18 protein-coding genes and 2 riboswitches are annotated in these 18,389 nt (G+C 71.7%); of the genes, 7 read left to right on the forward strand and 11 right to left on the reverse strand.

Annotation, left to right across the window (positions count from 1 at the left end; genetic code table 11):
* The first annotated feature begins 187 nt into the window (after positions 1–187).
* Together LCD33_RS20470 and LCD33_RS20475 are read left to right on the forward strand one after the other, a co-directional pair.
* Complete coding sequence (locus LCD33_RS20470; RefSeq protein ID WP_308011308.1) at positions 188–646, forward strand: ATP-binding protein; 459 nt, start codon at positions 188–190, stop codon at positions 644–646.
* Complete coding sequence (locus LCD33_RS20475) at positions 643–1,461, forward strand: SigB/SigF/SigG family RNA polymerase sigma factor (RefSeq protein ID WP_224959952.1); 819 nt, start codon at positions 643–645, stop codon at positions 1,459–1,461. The genes LCD33_RS20470 and LCD33_RS20475 overlap by 4 nt, the downstream gene beginning before the upstream one ends.
* A 122-nt stretch (positions 1,462–1,583) precedes the next feature.
* On the opposite strand, the gene LCD33_RS20480 is transcribed toward LCD33_RS20475, so the two are convergent.
* Complete coding sequence (locus LCD33_RS20480) at positions 1,584–2,486, reverse strand: M23 family metallopeptidase (RefSeq protein WP_224978159.1); 903 nt, start codon at positions 2,484–2,486, stop codon at positions 1,584–1,586.
* Between the two features lie 637 nt (positions 2,487–3,123).
* Here LCD33_RS20480 and LCD33_RS29640 point away from each other — a divergent pair.
* The gene (locus LCD33_RS29640) at positions 3,124–3,216 is read left to right on the forward strand and encodes a putative leader peptide (protein ID WP_373690029.1); all 93 of its coding nucleotides are present in this window, start codon (positions 3,124–3,126) and stop codon (positions 3,214–3,216) included.
* Between the two features lie 174 nt (positions 3,217–3,390).
* The gene (locus tag LCD33_RS20485; protein WP_224959960.1) at positions 3,391–4,287 is read left to right on the forward strand and encodes a sulfite exporter TauE/SafE family protein; all 897 of its coding nucleotides are present in this window, start codon (positions 3,391–3,393) and stop codon (positions 4,285–4,287) included.
* Positions 4,288–4,762: 475 nt separating this feature from the next.
* On the opposite strand, the gene LCD33_RS20490 is transcribed toward LCD33_RS20485, so the two are convergent.
* The gene (locus LCD33_RS20490) at positions 4,763–5,932 is read right to left on the reverse strand and encodes an NAD-dependent epimerase/dehydratase family protein (protein ID WP_224959962.1); all 1,170 of its coding nucleotides are present in this window, start codon (positions 5,930–5,932) and stop codon (positions 4,763–4,765) included.
* 292 nt (positions 5,933–6,224) lie between these two features.
* On the opposite strand from LCD33_RS20490, the gene LCD33_RS20495 reads away from it, so the two are divergent.
* Positions 6,225–6,695: a GtrA family protein gene (locus LCD33_RS20495; protein WP_224959964.1), complete on the forward strand. Its 471-nt coding sequence runs from the start codon at positions 6,225–6,227 to the stop codon at positions 6,693–6,695.
* Here the strand turns inward: LCD33_RS20495 and LCD33_RS29455 are convergent.
* From LCD33_RS29455 to LCD33_RS20535, 9 genes are all read right to left on the reverse strand, one after another.
* A complete protein-coding gene (locus LCD33_RS29455; RefSeq protein ID WP_308011309.1) occupies positions 6,661–7,500 on the reverse strand; it encodes a glycosyltransferase family 2 protein in 840 nt (279 codons plus the stop codon). The two genes, LCD33_RS20495 and LCD33_RS29455, sit on opposite strands and share 35 nt — an antisense overlap.
* 11 nt (positions 7,501–7,511) lie before the next feature.
* A complete protein-coding gene (locus LCD33_RS29460) occupies positions 7,512–8,939 on the reverse strand; it encodes a hypothetical protein (RefSeq protein WP_308011310.1) in 1,428 nt (475 codons plus the stop codon).
* Positions 8,936–9,841 carry an NAD-dependent epimerase/dehydratase family protein gene (locus LCD33_RS20505; RefSeq protein ID WP_224959965.1) on the reverse strand — a complete coding sequence of 302 codons (906 nt, stop codon included), beginning with the start codon at positions 9,839–9,841 and terminating at the stop codon, positions 8,936–8,938. The genes LCD33_RS29460 and LCD33_RS20505 overlap by 4 nt, the downstream gene beginning before the upstream one ends.
* A gap of 196 nt (positions 9,842–10,037) precedes the next feature.
* Positions 10,038–10,475, reverse strand: coding sequence for an SRPBCC family protein (locus tag LCD33_RS20510; RefSeq protein WP_224959966.1), 438 nt, complete (start codon positions 10,473–10,475; stop codon positions 10,038–10,040).
* A gap of 26 nt (positions 10,476–10,501) precedes the next feature.
* Positions 10,502–11,332: a phosphoenolpyruvate hydrolase family protein gene (locus LCD33_RS20515; protein ID WP_224959967.1), complete on the reverse strand. Its 831-nt coding sequence runs from the start codon at positions 11,330–11,332 to the stop codon at positions 10,502–10,504.
* Positions 11,329–12,540, reverse strand: coding sequence for a Tm-1-like ATP-binding domain-containing protein (locus LCD33_RS20520; RefSeq protein WP_224959968.1), 1,212 nt, complete (start codon positions 12,538–12,540; stop codon positions 11,329–11,331). Before LCD33_RS20520 ends, LCD33_RS20515 begins: the two co-directional genes overlap by 4 nt.
* 177 nt (positions 12,541–12,717) lie before the next feature.
* Positions 12,718–12,870: a hypothetical protein gene (locus LCD33_RS20525; RefSeq protein WP_224959969.1), complete on the reverse strand. Its 153-nt coding sequence runs from the start codon at positions 12,868–12,870 to the stop codon at positions 12,718–12,720.
* Positions 12,871–12,972: 102 nt separating this feature from the next.
* Positions 12,973–14,151, reverse strand: a complete 1,179-nt coding sequence (locus LCD33_RS20530) for an acyl-CoA dehydrogenase family protein (RefSeq protein WP_224978160.1) — start codon at positions 14,149–14,151, stop codon at positions 12,973–12,975.
* A 45-nt stretch (positions 14,152–14,196) separates the two neighbouring features.
* Complete coding sequence (locus LCD33_RS20535) at positions 14,197–15,786, reverse strand: long-chain fatty acid--CoA ligase (RefSeq protein ID WP_224959971.1); 1,590 nt, start codon at positions 15,784–15,786, stop codon at positions 14,197–14,199.
* A 222-nt stretch (positions 15,787–16,008) separates the two neighbouring features.
* On the opposite strand from LCD33_RS20535, the gene LCD33_RS20540 reads away from it, so the two are divergent.
* Positions 16,009–16,641, forward strand: coding sequence for a TetR/AcrR family transcriptional regulator (locus tag LCD33_RS20540; RefSeq protein WP_224959973.1), 633 nt, complete (start codon positions 16,009–16,011; stop codon positions 16,639–16,641).
* Positions 16,642–16,743: 102 nt separating this feature from the next.
* Positions 16,744–16,872: riboswitch (glycine riboswitch) on the forward strand.
* Positions 16,873–16,971: riboswitch (glycine riboswitch) on the forward strand.
* A gap of 118 nt (positions 16,972–17,089) precedes the next feature.
* A complete protein-coding gene (gcvT, locus tag LCD33_RS20545; protein ID WP_224959974.1) occupies positions 17,090–18,202 on the forward strand; it encodes a glycine cleavage system aminomethyltransferase GcvT in 1,113 nt (370 codons plus the stop codon).
* Positions 18,203–18,389 lie beyond the last annotated feature (187 nt).

The following is an 18,389-nucleotide window of genomic DNA, read 5'->3' on the forward strand; positions in this document are numbered from 1 at the left end:
AGCACCCGACCGGGCGGCCGGCGGCGTCCGCGACGCGGATGCGCCGCGCGGCGGCACCGGCCGCACCCGAGCGCGGGAGCGTGTGATGCGATCAGAACCCGGTGCGCGAACGGGATCGGGAGTGCGGCAGGCAGTGCCGGGCTCCGACCCCGGAACGAGATCTCCCAGCGCAAAGCGAGGTGTATCAGTGTCAGCACCACAGCCCGCCCGCGGTGAGCGGACCGCTCCGCCGCCGCGATCCGACTCCGCCCCGGCCGAATCCGTCGTCGAAGTGCGGGTGGCCGCGGACGCGTCCCAGCTGTCGGTCCTGCGGGCGGTGACCGGGGACCTGGCGATGCGTGCCGACTTCGACGTCGACTCGATCGCCGACCTGCGGCTGGCCGTGGACGAGGCGTGCTCCTCGCTGATCCGGCTCGCCTCGGACGGCAGGCAGCTGGTGTGCCGGTTCCAGACCGACGAGCTCGGGCTGAGCCTGTCCGCCTCCGTGGTCAGCGACCGCGCGCAAGGCGCCCGGGAGGACACCTTCAGCTGGCGCGTGCTCAGCGCGCTGACCGACAGTGTGTCAACCTCGGTGGAATCCGACGCGGACTCCGGCACCGGCCACTTGGTCCGCATCGATCTGACCAAGGGACGGGCCCACGAGTGAAGCAGGCGGATTCCGATCACGCCTCCCACTCGCGACATCAACGCTACGACGAACTGGCGCCCCTGTTCGCCGAACTCGCGGGTGTGGGGAAGGACGACCCGCGCCGGGAGCGGCTGCGGGACCGGCTGGTCACCGAGCACCTGCCGGTGGCCGAGCACATCGCTCGCCGCTTCAGCCATCGCGGCGAGGCGCAGGAGGACCTCACCCAGGTCGCCACCCTCGGACTGATCAACGCCGTGGACCGGTTCGACCCGGACCGCGGCGTCGACTTCCTGTCCTTCGCGGTGCCCACGATCATGGGCGAGGTCCGCAGGCACTTCCGCGACACCGGCTGGGCGGTGCGGATGCCGCGCAGGCTCCAGGAGCTGCACCTGTCGGTGTCCTCGGCCATCGCCCGGCAGTCCCAGGAGCTCGGGCGGGCGCCCACGCCCAGCGAGCTCGCCGAGCACCTCGGCATCAGCCGGGACGACGTGTTCCGCGGGCTGGAGGCGGGCAACGCCTACCGCAGCGCCTCGCTGGACGAACTGCTCACCGCGACCGACGAGATCCCGCTGGGCGCGGCCATCGGGTCCGATGACGCCGAACTGGCCGAAGTGGAGAACCGGGAGACGATCCGGCCGCTGCTGGCCGAGCTCGACGAACGGGAACGGCGGATCCTGGTGATGCGGTTCTTCCGCTCGATGACCCAGACGCAGATCGCCGAGCAGATCGGCATCTCCCAGATGCACGTGTCCCGGCTGCTCTCGCGCACCCTCGGCTGGCTGCGCGAACGGCTGGAGAACGCCGAAACCCCCGCCGAGTCCACGACGGACTGACGGGGGTCGGACTTCCCGGTGGGAAGGCCACCCGAGGCACGGTCGGGGGTGACTCCGAACCTCGGGCGGCCGGTCTGGTGCCCGGCGGGCCGGGCGGCGGTGGTACCGCCCGGCCCCGGGGCTCACTTCACGGAGATCCCGTGCTGCTGCAGCCACGGCAGCGGGTTGATCTTGCTGCCGCTCTGGATGACCTCGAAGTGCAGGTGCGGGCCGGTGGACTGGCCCTTGTTGCCGATCGTGGCGATCTTGTCGCCGGCCTTGACCTGCTCGCCGACGCTCACGTCGATCGTGTTCACGTGGCCGTAGACGGTGATCGTGCCGTCGTTGTGCTGCACCCGCACCCACTGGCCGAAGCCGCTGGCCGGGCCCGCGTTGATGACCTCGCCGTCGCTGACGCTGACGATCGGGGTGCCGATGCTGTTGGCGATGTCGATGCCCTTGTGGGTGCTGCCCCAGCGGGAGCCGAAACCGGAGGTGAAGGTGCCGTCGGCGGGCTTGACGTAGCCACCGCCCGCCTTGGCGGGCTGAGCCGCGGCCGGCTTCGCCGGGACCTCGGCTTCCTTCGCCAGCTCGGCCTTCTTCGCCGCGGCGGCCTTCGCGTCCGCGGCCTCCTTCGCCGCCTTCTGGTCGGCGGCGGCCTGGGCGCGCTGCTGGGCGATCTCGCGGCCCTTGGCCACCTTCTGCGCCTCGTCCTGCGCGGGCTCGGGGGACTGCTGCGGGAGCAGCCGGACCGCGGCCTCGGCCTCGGGGGTGCCGTTCACGGCGGCCGCGAGCTGCTGCTGCGCGGCGGCGTGCTGTTCGGCGACCGGGCGGACGGCCTGGTTCTCGTCGCTCTTGTCCGCGTTGGCGGCCAGCGGCTGGCCGACGGCGGCGAACGCGCCTGCCGCGACGACGGCCGCGGCGATCTTGTTCCGGGCGGGGACCCGGGAGTTGCCGCGCTCGGAACGCGGCCGGAAGGAGTTCAGCAAGGACTCCCGGAGAGCGGGCTTCGGGGTGTGGCCGCTCTCCTGCCGGTGCTTGGCCATGGTCGCCTTTCCGTCTTCGGGGGGGGTGGTCCGATCACTCCCGCCGGGGGTGCGGGTGGACTCTTCGGGGGCGAGTCCTGTTCGTGATCGAACCGTGACGTTCTCAGCGAAAAAGGTAGCTGCGGGTCATCGGCAGCATCAAGCGATAGCCCTTTAGGTGGATGTACAGCTCGCAATCAGCCGCAAGTCGCACACTTTGCGTGACTGAAATAGATGACCATCCGATAACGTCCGTGATCTTCCGGGGCCGATCACCGACTCCGGCGAGGCACCGGCGGCAGAAGATCGACGACTCGCCGCGATCACGTCCGCGCGATCGGTGATTCCTCCTGGGCACGGAGCCGGCGACCACGCAGCGCAGCCCATCGGTCACGGAGGTCCGCCGCGGACCGCCCGGAACCGCGGGCGCCCCGCGACCCAGCAGCGAGAAGGGCGCACCGACCCCGGCACCGAAGGCCCGGTGGGTCACCGACCAAGACCGCGAAGCCCCGAAAGTGGTCTTGCGCACAAGCACCGCCACCAAGGCCCCTCACCCGGCTGTCGACCTCAAGTAACCGGCGAGTAACCACGAGCCCGGAACCTCCCGCACTCTGGGAAGCTCGTATCGCACGAAGGTTTGATCTGATTCACTGACTGCATGACGCGTGGTGACCAGTGGGGCCTGCTTGTCCAGCGCCTGCACGTCGACCTGCTGCGCGTCAGCTCCGCGGGATGTCGACCCCGCAGCTGAACACCCGCACGGCCGCCGCCCGCATCCGGGCGCGCTGAGCCGCGGCGACGGCGTCTCCCCTGCCCGGCAGGTCTCCCGACGCGTCCGCCCGCGCCCGAACCGACCCACCGCACCACCCCGGCGCCCGCGCGCGCGAAGAACGGGGTGCTCGCGCACGCCACCCACGGAGAGATCGTGCAGACCTTCTTGATCTTCGCGCTCGGCGGATTCATCGCCCAGCTCGTCGATGGTTCCCTCGGCATGGCCTACGGGGTGACTTCCACGACCATCCTGCTCACGGCCGGGCTCACGCCCGCCGTGGCCTCCGCCTCGGTGCACCTGGCCGAGATCGGCACCTCCGCCGCCTCCGGCCTCTCGCACTGGAAGTTCGGCAACGTCGACTGGCGGGTCGTGCTCATCCTCGGCGTGCCCGGGGCCGTCGGCGCGTTCCTCGGCGCGACCGCGCTGAGCAACCTGTCCACCGAGGCGGCCGAGCCGTGGATGTCCACCATCCTGCTCGTGCTGGGCCTGTACGTGCTGCTGCGCTTCGCGCTGCGCCCGCTGCGCCGCAAGCAGCTCACCGGGGTGAGTTCGAAGCTGCTCGCGCCGCTCGGGCTGGTCGCGGGCTTCGTCGACGCGACCGGCGGCGGTGGCTGGGGTCCGGTGGCGACCCCCACGCTGCTGAGCACCGGCAAGGTCGAACCGCGCAAGGTCGTGGGCTCGGTGGACACCAGCGAGTTCCTCATCGCGGTGGCGGCCAGCCTCGGTTTCATCATCTCGCTGGCCGACGAGCCGCTGTCCTGGGCGACGGTGGGCGCGCTGCTGATCGGCGGCGTGATCGCCGCGCCGCTGGCGGCCTACCTGGTGCGGATCGTGCCGATGCGGCTGATCGGCGTGGGCGCGGGCGGGCTGATCGTGCTCACCAACGCCCGCACCCTGATCAAGGCGTTCGAGCTGCCCGCGCCCGCGGTGATCTACGCGGTGATCGTGGTGGCCTGGGTCGCCGCGCTGGCGTTCACGGTGGCGCAGATCGTGCGCGACCGGCGGGAGGAGCTGCCGGAGGAAGAGGCGAGCGAGCCGGTCGGCAGCTGAGCGCGCGCAGCACGACGCCCGTCCGCGACAGGGGTTCGCGGGGGGGCGTCGTCATGCGGGTCGCTCTCGACCAGAGGTTGTGCGGCTACCGGTGACACACGGAGCGTCAGCTTTACCCACGTGTCGTATCGCGTGAGTCATACGAAAGGGCTACGGTTCGGTAGGCCGTGTGGAAGCCCCCCGACACGCGGTAGGCGCCCCGGGTGCGAGAGTGCCGTGCATTCCCGCGCCCGGGACGCCGCTCCCCGTACCTGCGGCCACCGACATGGCCGCGTCATCTCCGCCCGGGAACCGGGGGAACGGCCGGTTGAACCCCCATCGGCGGGCGACCGGCACCACCGATGAAGGATCAACGACGCGTGGCTTCAGTGTGCACGCGAAACTTGGAATATTCCAGGTCTTTCAGCGCACAGTTGGGCTACGAACCGGGGACGGCGGCCCGACGCACCTCCGTCACCGTGACGGCTCCGCCCGCTCAGCCGTCCGCGCGCATCGGGCTGGAACCGGTCCGCCACTGCACCGTCGGGCGCATAGCCGCGAGGTCCACCCGGTCCACGTGCGCCTTCGCGATCCCGAACAACGAGTCGATCAGCGTGTTCGACAGCAGGTGCGGCTCCAGGCCCAGCTCGACCAGCCCGGTGTGCACCACGTTGTAGTGGTGCTCGGACTGCTCGACGCGCGGGTTCTCCAGGTGCTCCACCTCGACGCCGCCGTCGAAGCAGTTCGCGACGACCTTCGCGATCTCCCCGACCGAGAAGCTCTCCGTCATCTGGTTGAACACCCGGAACTCGCCGGCGTCCGCCGGGTTCTCCGCCGCCAGCCGGATGCACTCCACGGTGTCCCGGATGTCGATGAGCCCGCGGGTCTGCCCGCCGCTGCCGTACACCGTCAGCGGGTGGCCCAGCACCGCCTGGATGACGAAGCGGTTCAGCACCGTGCCGAAGATCGCGTCGTAGTCGAAGCGCGTCGCCAACCGCGGGTCCCGCGCCGTCTGCGGCGTCTCCTGCCCGTACACCACTCCCTGGTTGAGGTCGGTGGCGCGCAGGCCCCAGATGCGGCAGGCGAACTCGATGTTGTGGCTGTCGTGCACCTTGCTCAGGTGGTAGAAGGAGCCCGGCTTCTTCGGGAACAGCATCCGGTCGGTCCGCCCCTTGTGCGTGACCTCCAGCCAGCCTTCCTCGATGTCGATGTTCGGCGTCCCGTACTCGCCCATCGTGCCCAGCTTCACCAGGTGGATCGACGGGTCGATCTCCTGGATCGCGAACAGCACGTTGAGGTTGCCGACCACGTTGTTCTGCTGGGTGTAGACCGCGTGCTTGCGGTCGATCATCGAGTACGGCGCGGCGCGCTGCTCCGCGAAGTGCACGATGGTGTCCGGGCGGAAGTCCCGCACCATCTCGTAGGTGAAGTCCGCGTCGACCAGGTCGCCGTAGTAGGACTTGATGCTCTTGCCCGACACCTCGTGCCACGCGTCGATGCGGGTCTGCATCGGCTCGATGGGCACCAGGCTCTGCACGCCCATCTCGTGGTCGTAGCCGCGCCGGGCGAAGTTGTCGGCCACCGCCACCTCGTGGCCGCGGTCGGACAGGTGCAGAGCGGTCGGCCAGCCAAGGTAGCCGTCGCCCCCGAGGACGAGGATTCGCACGCCTTCTTCTCCTCTACGTTCATCGCGGCGCCACCGCCGGTGGGAGGACCGCGGTGGCAGTTCTTCTCCGGGCACCCGAACGCCCGGACCCGATCGGCACGGTAGGAATGCGCTGCCAGGCGCGATGCACGAGCCCGCCCCGACAACATCGGGAATGCTCTCATCCTTCCGCCCCGGAACGAAGAGCCGAACGCACAGCCGGGCGGAGAGGAAGGGCACGCGGCGCGCACCGGTATCGTGCGGCGCGACGCCCCGCGCCCGGACGCGGAGGCACGGCGGGAAGGACGCGGCAGTGCAGCAGGCCACCGACAGCGCAGCTTCGCGGCGCGGCCACTACTGGCGGCTGATCAGCAGGTTCGCCGCGGCTTCGGTGGTCGCCACCGGCCTCAGCCAGCTCGTGTTCGTCGGCTCCTACGCGGCTTGGGCGCAGCCGGTGGTCGCCACGGTGCTGGCGTGGCTGGCGGGGGCGGTGCCGAACTTCGTGCTCAACCGCCGCACCTGGGGCGGTGGGGGCCGCGCGGCGCTGCGCGGGGAGATCCTGCGCTACGCGGCGCTGTCGATCGGCACCGCGCTGCTGGCGGCGCTGGCCACCAGCGGCGCGGAACGGCTCGCGGTGCACGCGTTCCCGCACGACCGCCTCCCGCAGGTGGCGATCGTGTGGGGCGCGTTCCTCGGGACCTACCTGGTGATGTTCGTGGTGAAGTTCCTGATCATCGACCGGTTCATCTTCACCGCTCGGGAACGGCCGCCGCGGGCTCGTTGATCCGCTCGGCGGCCGGGCAGTCCTGCGGCAGCGGAGCGGAGCGGCGCTCGCGCAGCCAGGTACCCAGCACGACCTTGGCGTAGCTGTAGCCGTAGAGCAGGTTGCCGCCCTTCTTGCTCTGCCCGGCGGCGCGGACCAGCATCGTCATCGGCTTCTCCAGCACCCGGTAGCCGCGGGCGAGGACGCCGACCAGCAGCTCCGAGGACTGGTACTGCCGCTGTTCCAGGCGCACCGAGTTCGGCACCTCGATCTTCATGGCCCGGAAGCCGAACGAGGTGTCGGTGATCTTCTGCCGGGTCAGGGCGCTGACCAGCCAGGCGAACACGTGGGTGCCGGCGCGGCGCACCAGGTCGGTGCTCTCGGTGCGGCCGAGGGTGCGGGAGCCGGTGACGAAGTCGGCCTCGTCGTCGATCAGCGGCTGCAGCAGCACGGGCAGCTCGGCGATGTCGTACTGGCCGTCGGCGTCGGTGGTGACCAGGTAGCGGGCGCCGCGTTCGGCGGCGAGCCGGTAGCCCAGCCGCAGCGCCGCGCCCTGCCCGCGGTTGCGGGGGGCCACGCAGGTCAGCGCGCCGTGGCGCAGCGCCACCTCGGCGGTGTCGTCGGTGGCGCCGTCCACGACGACGAGGGTGTCCACGTCCAGCCCGCAGCTCTCGGCGGGCATCCCGTCGAGCACGGCGCCGAGCGCGTCCTGCTCGTCGTAGGCGGCGATGAGCACGACCACCGAGGCGAACCGGCGGTCGCCGTAGTGCTCGGCGAAGCCGTCGAGGGCGGCCCGGTCGACCTCGTCGGGGAAGGTCGTGGACATGGTGATCTCCTTCAGGTGTTCGTCGAGTCGGACGAGCGGGTCGGGCCGGTGATCGCGGTGAGGGCGAGCCCGGCCGCCAGCGGCAGCAGGACGAGGCCGGGCAGCTGGTAGCGCCACGAGAACTCCATCGCCGCGGCGGTGGCCAGCACCGTCGCGGCCAGCCCCGCGGGCAGCAGCACCACGGCGCGCAGCCCGCTGCGGCGGGCGCGGCCCGCCCCGAGCACGGCCGCCGCGGACAGCAGCAGGCAGCCGCCGAGCACGATGCCCGGGGTGTAGCCACCGCCGAGCTGGTAGGCGCGCAGGAACCCGGCGATCCCGGGATCGGCGCGCAGCGTGCCGTCGCCGTGCAGCTCGGCCCACTCGGTGACGTACCAGGGGTCGGCGTACATCGGGTACTCGGTCTTGAACTGCCAGCGGTGCAGCGGCACGTCGCCCGGGGACTGGGTGCGGGTGGGCGCGAAGCCCTTGAGGAAGTCGTGCACGAAGCCGCCGAGCACGTCGAACGGCTGGTGCAGCAACACCTTGCGCGCCATCCCGCTCTGCGCGGCGTTGAGGTCGAAGTCGTCCGGCAGGGTGCGCGTGTTGGCGGGCACGTGCCAGAAGTGGATGTAGAAGTCGATGCCGTTCGCGGCCCGCGCCGACACCGGCTCGTTCGGGCACACCACCGCTTCATCCGGGGTGAGCCCGAGCGCGTCGCAGTCGGCGACGGCGGCGGTGCGCCCGAAGACGACGCTGCCGGTGGAGCCGCCCAGCGCGGGGCTCCCGGTCCACGCCAGGTGGTACATCGCGTAGCCGAACAGCACTCCGGCGAAGACCCCGGCGAGGGCTCCGGCGGCGCGCAGCCGCGGCCGCCAGCCGTCCCGCGGCCGCAGCCCGGCGGCCAGCAGCACGAACGCCACGGCCGGGACGACCAGCGTCAGGCCCACCAGCCGCACCAGCACCGAAGCGGCCAGCACCAGTCCGGCGACCGCGGCGGTGCGCGGACCGGGCACGCCGCGCCAGGCGAGCACGAAGATCACGGCCAGCAGCAGGACCTGGAACAGCAGGTCCGACATGATGTTGTGCTCGATCTGCACCTGGTAGGCGTCCAGCAGCACCGGCGCGGTGGCGAGCGCGGCGATCCAGCGCCGGGCGCCGAACCGCAGCAGCAGCACGTAGATCGCCACGCCGAGCGCCAGCCCCAGCAGGTGCTGCACCGCCGCCACCAGCGCCAGGTTCCCCACCAGCAGCAGCGGCCCGAGCAGCAGGACCTCGTAGCCGACGGGGTTGATGCCGCCGGGGTAGAACACCCCGAGGTCGTCGAGGTAGCGGAACGAGTCGATGTAGAGCAGCGCCGGGCGGTAGGCCAGCTGCGCGAGCACGCGCAGCACCACGCCGCCGATCAGCAGCAGCGCGAGCAGCCAGTGCGCGCGGAGGAGCCGCGCCGGCGCCGCGGTCACGGCGCCCCGGTGGCCGCGCGGAAGTCGTCCCACACGGTCCGCAGCCCGTCGGTCAGGTCCACCGAAGGCGCGTAGCCGAGCTCGCGGCCCGCCTTGGCGACGTCCACGATCACCGCGGGCATCTCGCCGTTCTTGGCGGGCACGTGCGTCACGGGCAGCGGTGCTCCGGTGGCGGCGCGCACCGCGTCGATCAGCTCCAGCACCGAGATGGAGCGCCCCGAGCCGATGATGGCGGTGCCGCCGTACTCCTTGTCGCAGGCGGCGAGGATGCCCTGCACCACGTCGTCGACGTGCACGAAGTCGCGGCTCTGCGCACCGTCGCCGTAGACCTCGACGCCCTCGCCGGCCAGCGCGGCGCGCATCAGCCGGGGGATGAAGCTGTCCTTGCGCCCCATGCCGGGCCCGTAGATGTTGGTGAACCGCAGCGCGGTGGTGGCGATGCCGTAGGAGCCCGCGTAACCGGACAGCAGCATCTCGCAGGCGGCCTTCGTCGCCCCGTACGGCGTGAGCGGGCGCAGCGGGAGGTCCTCGGAGATGGTGCCGTGCCCGATGTCGCCGACGACGGCGTTGGTGGAGGCGAGCACGAACCGGCCGACGCCGCGCCGCCGCGCGAGTTCCAGCAGTTCCTGGGTGACCTCGACGTTGGCCCGGTAGGTCTCGGCGGGCTGGTCCACGGAGCGCAGCACCGAGGTGATCGCGGCGAGGTGCACGATCGCGGTGGTGCCCTCGGTGACGGCGGCGTCCCGGACCGCGGGGTCGGCGAGGTCGCCCGCCACGTGGGTGATGAGCTCGCCGGGTTCCGCGGGTTCCTGAACGTCGACGATCGTGACCGGGGTGCCGCGTCCGGTCAGCGCGCGGACGACGGCGCGGCCGACGAAGCCGGAGCCGCCGGTGACCACCACCCTGCCGTTACTCTGCGTCCCGGAAATCTCGGGGGCCGTCGCTCGTTCGGGGGTTGTCTCCTCGCTTGGCACGGCTGAACTCTAACGGGCCGCCGCCGAGAGCTGTCGGCTAGCCCACACCGGTCGTCCACCGAATGGCAGCTTGCGCGACCCCCGTCCGTGCGCAGCGGGAGCGCCGCGGTCCGGCGCCGGGCGGTCAGCCGGCGTAGTGGTCGGCGAGCGCCTTGAGGCCCGCGCCGAAGACCCCACCGCCGAAGATCTCGTCCAGCTGCGCCTCGTGCGCCGCCTCGGCGTCGTAGTCGGCGTACCACTCCACGAACGACTCGCCGGTCGCCGTGATCGGCAGCACCCGGATGGTGCTGCGGTACGAGCGCACCGGGAACGGGCCCTCGGTGATCTCGTAGGTGCAGGAGCGGGCGGCGTCGTCGAGGCCCACGAGCCGTTCCCGCACCACTCCGCCGTCCCCGACGACGAGCCTGCGCACGGCGCCGAGCTCCGCCGGGGACGCGCCGCTCTCCACCTCGCTGGAACCGATGCCGGGGTGCCAGCGGGGCAGCCCGCCGAAGTCCCGCACCAGCGCCCACACCTCGTCGGCCGCCGCCGGGACCACCCTGCTCGCGTAGGACCGCGCCATCACGTCCTCCTCGTCGTCGTGCGCCGTCAGCGCTTGAGGTTCTTGAACTCCCTGGTGCGTTCGGTCAGCGCCTGCTCGACCGGGAGTCGTTCCATGCTGCTGGCCCCGTAGAAGCCGTGGCAACGCTTGGTGCGGCCCAGCACGTAGGCCGCGTCGGCCGGGGTGGCGATGGGACCGCCGTGGCACAGCACCAGCACGTCCTCCCGCACGTCGGCGGCGGCCGCGGACCACTCGTCGATCAGCGCCACGCAGTCGTCGAGGTCCTTCGCGGTCTCCGCGCCGATCGATCCGCCGGTGGTGAGGCCGAGGTGGCACACCACGATGTCGGCTCCGGCGGCCGTCATGGCGCGGGCGTCCTCGGCGGAGAACACGTACGGCGTGGTGAGCAGGTCCGCTTCCCGGGCCGCGGCGACCAGGTCGACCTCCAGCCGGTAGCTCATCCCGGTCTCCTCCAGGTTCTCCCGGAAGGTGCCGTCGATGAGCCCGACGGTCGGGAAGTTCTGCACCCCGGCGAAGCCGAGTTCCCGCAGCCGCGCCAGGAACGGCCCGGTGAGCAGGAACGGGTCGGTGCCGTTGACCCCGGCGAGCACCGGGGTGCGGTGCACCACCGGCAGCACCTCGCTCGCCATCTCCACCACGATCTCGTTGGCGTTGCCGTAGGCCAGCAGCCCGGCGAGCGAACCGCGCCCCGCCATCCGGTAGCGGCCCGAGTTGTACAGCACGATCAGGTCGATGCCGCCGGATTCCTCGCACTTGGCGGACAGCCCGGTGCCCGCGCCGCCGCCGATGATCGGTTCGCCCCGATCGGCCATGCCCCGGAATCGGCGCACCAGGGTCTCCCGGTCGAACCGCGTCATGCCCGTCCTCCTCGCGCGCGGACCTCGTCGAAGGCGCCGAGCAGCGCTTCGACGAAGCGGTCGTCGTTGATGTCGTGCGGGACGCGCACCAGGCGCCGCTGCTCGGTCTGGTGCACCTCCGCCTCCAGGGTCTCGAACAGGGCCCGGTCGGCGGCCGGGTCGTGGAAGGGCTGCCCCGGGACGTCCAGCAGCGAGACGCCGCCCTCGGGCAGCAGGAACCGCACCGGACCGGTGCAGGCGTTGAGCTTCGCGGCCAGGAACCGGGCGATCTCGCGGCATTCGTCCGCCGTGGTGCGCATCAGCGTGACCTGCGGGTTGTGCTCGTAGAACAACCGGTTCCGGTACCGCTCCGGCACGGTGTCCGGCGCCCCGAAGTTGACCATGTCGAGCGCGCCGCAGGAGCCGACGTAGGGCACGCCGCTGCGCGCGATCGCGTCCAGCCGGGTCTCGCCCGCGCTCATCACTCCCCCGGCGACCAGGTCGCACACCTCGGTGGTGGTGATGTCCAGGACCGCTTCGACGAGCCCGTCGGCGACGAGCTTCTCCATGGCGCGGCCGCCGGTGCCGGTCGCGTGGAACACCAGCGGGTCGTGGTCGGTGGCGAGCCGGTTCGCGGCCTCGGTGACGCAGGGCGTGGTCACCCCGAACATCGTCAGCGCCACCGCGGGCAGCTGCTCCACGGCCGGCACGGTGTTGCGCACGGCCCCGGCCAGCGCGTGCGCGGCGTTGCCGAGCACCTGGCGGGAGATCCGGTTGAGCCCGGCGACGTCGGTGACCGCCGGGAACATCGCGATGTCCGACGCGTCCACGTAGGACGAGATGTCACCGGAGGCCACCGTCGAGACCACCAGCTTCGGCACCCCCACCGGCAGCGCCCGCAGCGCCGGGGTGATCAGCGCGGTACCGCCGGAACCGCCCAGGCCCAGCACCCCGCCCACACCGCGTCGCGCGCCGAGCCACCGCTCGAACGCCAGCGCCATCGCCACCACGGCCGTGCCGCGATCACCGGTGAACACCGCCGCGGCCCCGCGCGGGTGCGCGGCGGCCACCTCGGCGGCGGACACGTCGGGGGCATCGGCGGACTCCGCGCCGGACGTGCCCACGTCGACGGTGATCACTTCCACGCCCGCGTCGGCGACGAGCCCGGCGACGTAGCGCAGCTCCGCGGCCTTCGTGTCGAACGTGCCCACCACGTAAGCCCGGCCCATCGCACCGCCCCTGCTCCCGGAATCAGCCCGCGAGAACCCTACTGCCGATCCGGCCCCGGCACAGCCCGTTGATCACGGTTCACCGGCCGGGTCCGCCACCGGCGCGGCACGATCCGAGCACCGGGTCCCCGCACGACGACGGCCCCCGGGTGCGCCGGGGGCCGTCGTGGGGGTGCGTCACTTGCTCTTGCCACCGCCGAGGAAGCGGTTCTTCACCTGCTCGATCTTGGCCTTGTTCTTCGGGTCGCTCGCGTACCGCTTGGCCTGGTCGATCGCCTTCTTGCCCTGCGGGCTCTTGGCGAAGTCGGTCACCTTCTTGAACAACGACATAGCAGCTCCCAGTCGGGCCGGTCGATCACGCTGCACCCAGGTTACCGGCGAATCGGACATCCGATCGAGGGTGTGACCGGGCCGATCCGCCGCGTCGCCGGATCAGCCGAGCACCCCGCCGACCTGGGCGTGCCCCTTGAGCAGGTTGCGGGCGATGGTGCGGCGCTGGATCTCGTCGGTGCCCTCGAAGATGCGCAGCAGCCGGATGTCCCGGTACCAGCGCTCGATGGGCAGCTCGCGGGTGTAACCCATGCCGCCGTGGATCTGCAGCATCCGGTCCACGATCTCGTTCGCCCTGGTGCCGCCGTAGAGCTTCGCGATGGACTGCGCGTGCCGGGAGTCGGCGCCCTGGTCGACCTGCCACGCGGCCTGCAGCACCAGCCAGCGCAGCGCCTCGATCTCCACCGCCGAGTCCGCGATCATCCACTGGATGGCCTGCCGGTCGGCGATGGGCGCCCCGAACGTCTGCCGGTTGCGGGCGTAGTCCATCGACATCTCCATCATCCGCTCGCAGCCGCCGAGGGCGCGGGCGGGCAACAGGTAGCGGCCGCGGCCGATCCACTGCATGGCCAGCTTGAAACCGCCGCCGACCTCGCCGAGCACGTTCTCCTCCGGCACCCGGACGCCCTCGAAGACCAGCGCTGCGGGCTGGCGGTCCCACTCGCCCATGATCTCGATGGGCTCCGACTTCCAGCCGGCGTCCCGGTCGGCGAGGAAGCAGGTGACGCCGCCGTCGGCGCCCTTCTCCTTGTCGGTGACGGCGAAGACCATGGTGAAGTCGGCATCGATGCCGCCGGTGATGAACGTCTTCTCCCCGTCGATCACCCACTCCGCGCCGTCCTTGCGGGCCGTGGTGCGGAGGTTCTTGGCGTCCGAACCCGCCCCCGGCTCGGTGATGGCGAAGCAGGACTTGCGCTCGCCCTCGATGGTGGGCACCAGGTAGCGCTGCTTCTGCTCCTCGTTGGCGTGGTAGAGGATGTTGTCCGCGTAGCCGCCGAAGCTGAACGGCACGAAGGTGCGGCCCAGCTCGATCTCGATCAGCGCGGTGAGCACGGCGGAGAGGTTCATGCCGCCGTACTCCTCGGGCGTCTGCACGCCCCAGAACCCGGCGTCGCGCGCCTTCTTGCGCAGTTCGGCCAGCTCCTCGCGGGTGAGGCCGCGTTCGTGGTCGCGCTCGCGGCGCAGCACCTCCGGCTCCAGCGGCATCAGCTCGCGCTGCACGAACGTGCGCACCCAGTCGCGGATGTCGCGTTCGGTCTCGGACAGGGAGAAGTCGACCATCGGTGGCGGGTCCTTTCGGCGAGGTCGGTGTGGCGAGGTCGGGGCTCAGGAGGATTCGGCGATGCGGCTGCGCAGTTCCCGCTTGAGCACCTTGTGGCTGGGACCCAGCGGCAGCTCGTCGACGAACACGACGCGGCGCGGGTACTTGTGGTGCGCGGTCTGCTCCGCGGCCCAGGCGATGATGGCCTTGCCCAGCGCCTCGTCCGGGTCCTCACCGCGTTCGGGCACCACGACCGCGCACACCTCCTCGCCGCGCCCCGGGTCGGGCAGGCCGATCACCGCGCACTGCGCGACGGCGGGGTGCCGGATCAGCAGCTCCTCCACCTCGCGCGGGTAGATGTTGTAGCCGTTGCGGATGATCAGGTCCTTCTTGCGGTCCACGATGGACAGGTAGCCCTCGGCGTCCTTGACGCCCATGTCACCGGTGCGGAACCAGCCGTCGACGAGCGCCGCCGAGGTGGCCTCCGGGTCGTCCAGGTACCCGGCGAACACGTTGTGGCCGCGGACCACGACCTCGCCGGTCTCCCCGGCGGGCAGCAGTTCGATCCGGTCCTCCACGGACGGTTCGGCGATCTCGACGTCGATGCCCCACAGCGCGTGCCCGACGGTGCCTGCGCGCGGCCCGAACGCGGGCTGGTTCACGGTGGCCGTCGGCGAGGTCTCGGACAGCCCGTAGCCCTCGTGGATCGGGGCGCCGAAGCGCCGCTGGAACCGCTCCAGCACCGCCACCGGCAGCGCCGCGCCACCGGACACGCACATCCGCAGCGAGGACAGGTCGTCGTCGTCCCCGGCGGCCTCCAGCATCCGGATGTACATGGTGGGCACGCCGTTGAGCTGGGTGATGCGGTGGTCCCGGATGAGCCGCAGCGCCTCGGCCGGGTCGAACTTGGGTTGCAGCACCAGCGTCGCGCCCGCCCGGAACGTGGTGTTCAGCGAGACGGTCTGCCCGAAGACGTGGAACAGCGGCAGGCAGCCGAGGATCAGGTCCTCGCGGCGGGTGTCGTTGGCGTCGAAGGCGTTCACCGTCGCGTTGAGCACCAGGTTCAGGTGGGTGAGCACCGCGCCCTTCGGCCGGCCGGTGGTGCCGCTGGTGTAGAAGATCACCGCGGGGTCGTCGGGCGCGCGGGTGGCGAAGGAGCGGACCGGTTCGGCCGCGGCCGCCGCCTCGCTCAACGAGTCCGGGGTCTCCGGGCCGGGCACCGACGGGCCGATCGAGACCAGCGGGATGCCGGCGCGGCGCGCCGATTCGGCGGCGAGCGCCAGCTGGCTCGTGTGCCCGACGACGAGCTTCGCGCCGGAGTTGCGCAGCAGGTACGCCGCCTCGTCCGGGACCAGCAGCAGCGGAACCGGCACCACGACCGCGCCCGCGGTGAGCACCGCGTAGTAGGCGCGCACGAAATCGATCACGTTGGGCGCCACGATCGCGACCCGGTCGCCCGGCTCGATCCCGCGAGCGCGCAGCGCGGCCGCGTGCGCCCGGACCTGCTCCCACAGCTCGCCGTAGGTCACCCGCTGCTCGCCCTCGACGACCGCGGGGTGCGCCGGGCGCAGCCGCGCCGGCTCGGCGAGGACCGAGGCGAGCGACAGCGTGGTGTGCGGCTCGACCCGCTCCGGGGACTCGTCGTCGTTGACCATCGTCCACCTCCGTGAGGATGTCGCCGGTGCGGGCGGCACGGTCGTCCGCCGTTGGACACCTGACGACTAACGTCGTTAGTTTTGGACTCTAGGACCACCCCGCGCACCGCGGCAAGAGCCGCGCACCGGACACTGATCGACACGATCCGCAGCGGACGCGGACGGGCACGGCGCCCACCGAGGGGGCGCCGACCGGCAGCGGGCGGCAGGCAGGAGCGCGGCATGGGCAGACCCAAGAGCCCCCAGCTCACCCGCGAACGCATCCGCGAACACGCGCTGGCGATCATCGACGGCCAAGGCCTCGAAGCGCTGTCCATGCGCAGGCTCGCCGACTCCCTCGGCGTCCGCGCCGCCTCGCTCTACAACCACGTGGCCACCAAGGAAGCGCTGCTGCACGACGTCGCCGACGGCGTGATGGGCACCGTCGACACCAGCGGGTTCGACATCGACTGGCCCACCGGCCTCACCCGCTGGGCCCGCTCCTACCGGGCCGCGCTCGCCGCCCACCCCAACCTGGTGCCGTTCATGGCGTCCGGACCGGCCCGCCGGGAGACCTCGCTGCGCCGCGCCGACGCCGTGCACGGCGGGCTGACCAGCGCGGGCTGGCCGCAGCGGTACGCCACGATGATCGGCGCCTCCACCAAGTTCCTGGTGCTCGGTGCGGCGATGGGCTCGTTCGCGGGCGGGTTCGTCGACGACGCCGAGGTCTACGACGAGCGGTTCCCGCACCTGCACGGCGCCCACCTGCTGCGCGAGCACGCCGCCGAGATCGACGACGACAGCTTCGAACTGGCGCTGCGGGCGCTGGTCGACGGCCTCCGCGCCCAGCACGCCCGGCTGTTCCCGCAGCGCTGAACTCCGCGCGCGGCGACGGGATCACGCTCACGTTCGGTTGACTGCGCTGTGTGATCTCCGTAGCGTTCCGGAGCACAACACAACACCGGACTACAACGCCGACGACGTCGTGCGGGAGAGTCTGCGCCCCGCCAGGAGCCCCTGGTCCGTGCAGGATGCGATTCCTGGGTGCAGCGCCGAAGGAGCAATCCTCCCCACCAAACTCTCAGGCCCCGCTACCGCGCGACAGCAGGCGATCACGGAGAAAAGCAGGGACCCGTGTCCCTCGCCCACGGTGCAAGCCGCCCTCGTGCGCGGTGAAACTCTCAGGCCAATGACTCCGGGGAGACCGGCAGCGCACGCCCGCGCCCATCGCCGTCGGAGGACCCCGGATATGGTTTCTGCTGGAAGTGGCCGCAACCGGTCCCCCTCGGACGTGATCGGTGCCCACCAGGAGGAGTTCCGCACCATGACGTCGTCGCCCCCCGCTCCGCGACGGACACCGCTGCACGAGGTCCACGAGTCCCTCGGCGCGCACTTCACCGACTTCGCGGGCTGGCGGATGCCGGTCCGCTACTCGGGGGACACCGCCGAGCACCAGGCGGTGCGGACCGCGGCCGGGTTGTTCGACCTCTCGCACATGGGCGAGATCGAGATCAGCGGCCCGGAGGCGGCCGCGGCGCTGGACCACGCGCTCGTCGCGAACGCGTCCGCGATCACGGTGGGTCGCGCCCGCTACACCATGCTGTGCAACACCGAGGGCGGCGTGCTCGACGACCTCATCGTCTACCGGCTGGACGAGCAGCGGTTCCTGGTGGTCGCCAACGCGGCCAACGCGGCCGTGGTCTCCGCCGAGCTCGCCGAGCGCATCGCCGGGTTCGACGCCGCGCACCGCGACGTCTCCGACGAGTACGCGCTGATCGCCGTGCAGGGACCGGAGTCGGTGTCGATCTTGGCGCCGCTGACCGGCACCGACCTGTCCACCGTGAAGTACTACGCCGGGTATCCCAGCGAGGTCGCCGGGAAGCAGGTGCTGCTGGCGCGCACGGGCTACACCGGCGAGGACGGCTTCGAGCTGTTCACCTCCCCCGCGGACGCGCCCGCGGTGTGGCGCGCGCTGACCGACTCCGGCGCCGAGCGCGGACTGGTCCCGGCGGGGCTGTCCTGCCGCGACACGCTGCGGCTGGAGGCGGGCATGCCGCTGTACGGCAACGAGCTGTCCGCCTCGCTCACCCCGTTCCACGCGAACCTGGGGCGCGTGGTGAAGCTGGACAAGCCCGGTGACTTCATCGGCAAGGCCGCGCTGGCGCAGGTCGCGGCGGCTCCGACGGAGCGCACCCTGGTGGGGCTGCGCACCGACGCGCGCCGCGCGCCCCGGCACGGCTACCCGGTGCTCGCCGACGGCGCCGAGATCGGCGAGATCACCAGCGGCGCCCCGTCCCCGACGCTCGGTCACCCGATCGCGATGGCCTACGTGGACCGCGCGCACAGCGCGCCCGGTACCGCGGTGCAGGTCGACATCCGCGGCAAGTCCATCGACGCCGAAGTCGTGGAACTGCCGTTCTACCGCCGCAAGGCCTGACACACGCCCGCAACGGGCTCTCGAAACCTTGACCGGACCGGGCCGGACCCGTCCGGCGCAGCCCAGATCGAACACCAGGAGGCAATTGCTCATGTCGACACCGGACCTGTTCAACGACCGGCTTGCGGTGGTGGATCCGGAGGTGGCCGCTGCTGTGGGGGCGGAGCTGGGTCGTCAGCAGAACACG

This window comes from Saccharopolyspora sp. 7B (assembly GCF_020177435.1).
Lineage (GTDB): Bacteria > Actinomycetota > Actinomycetes > Mycobacteriales > Pseudonocardiaceae > Saccharopolyspora_C > Saccharopolyspora_C gregorii.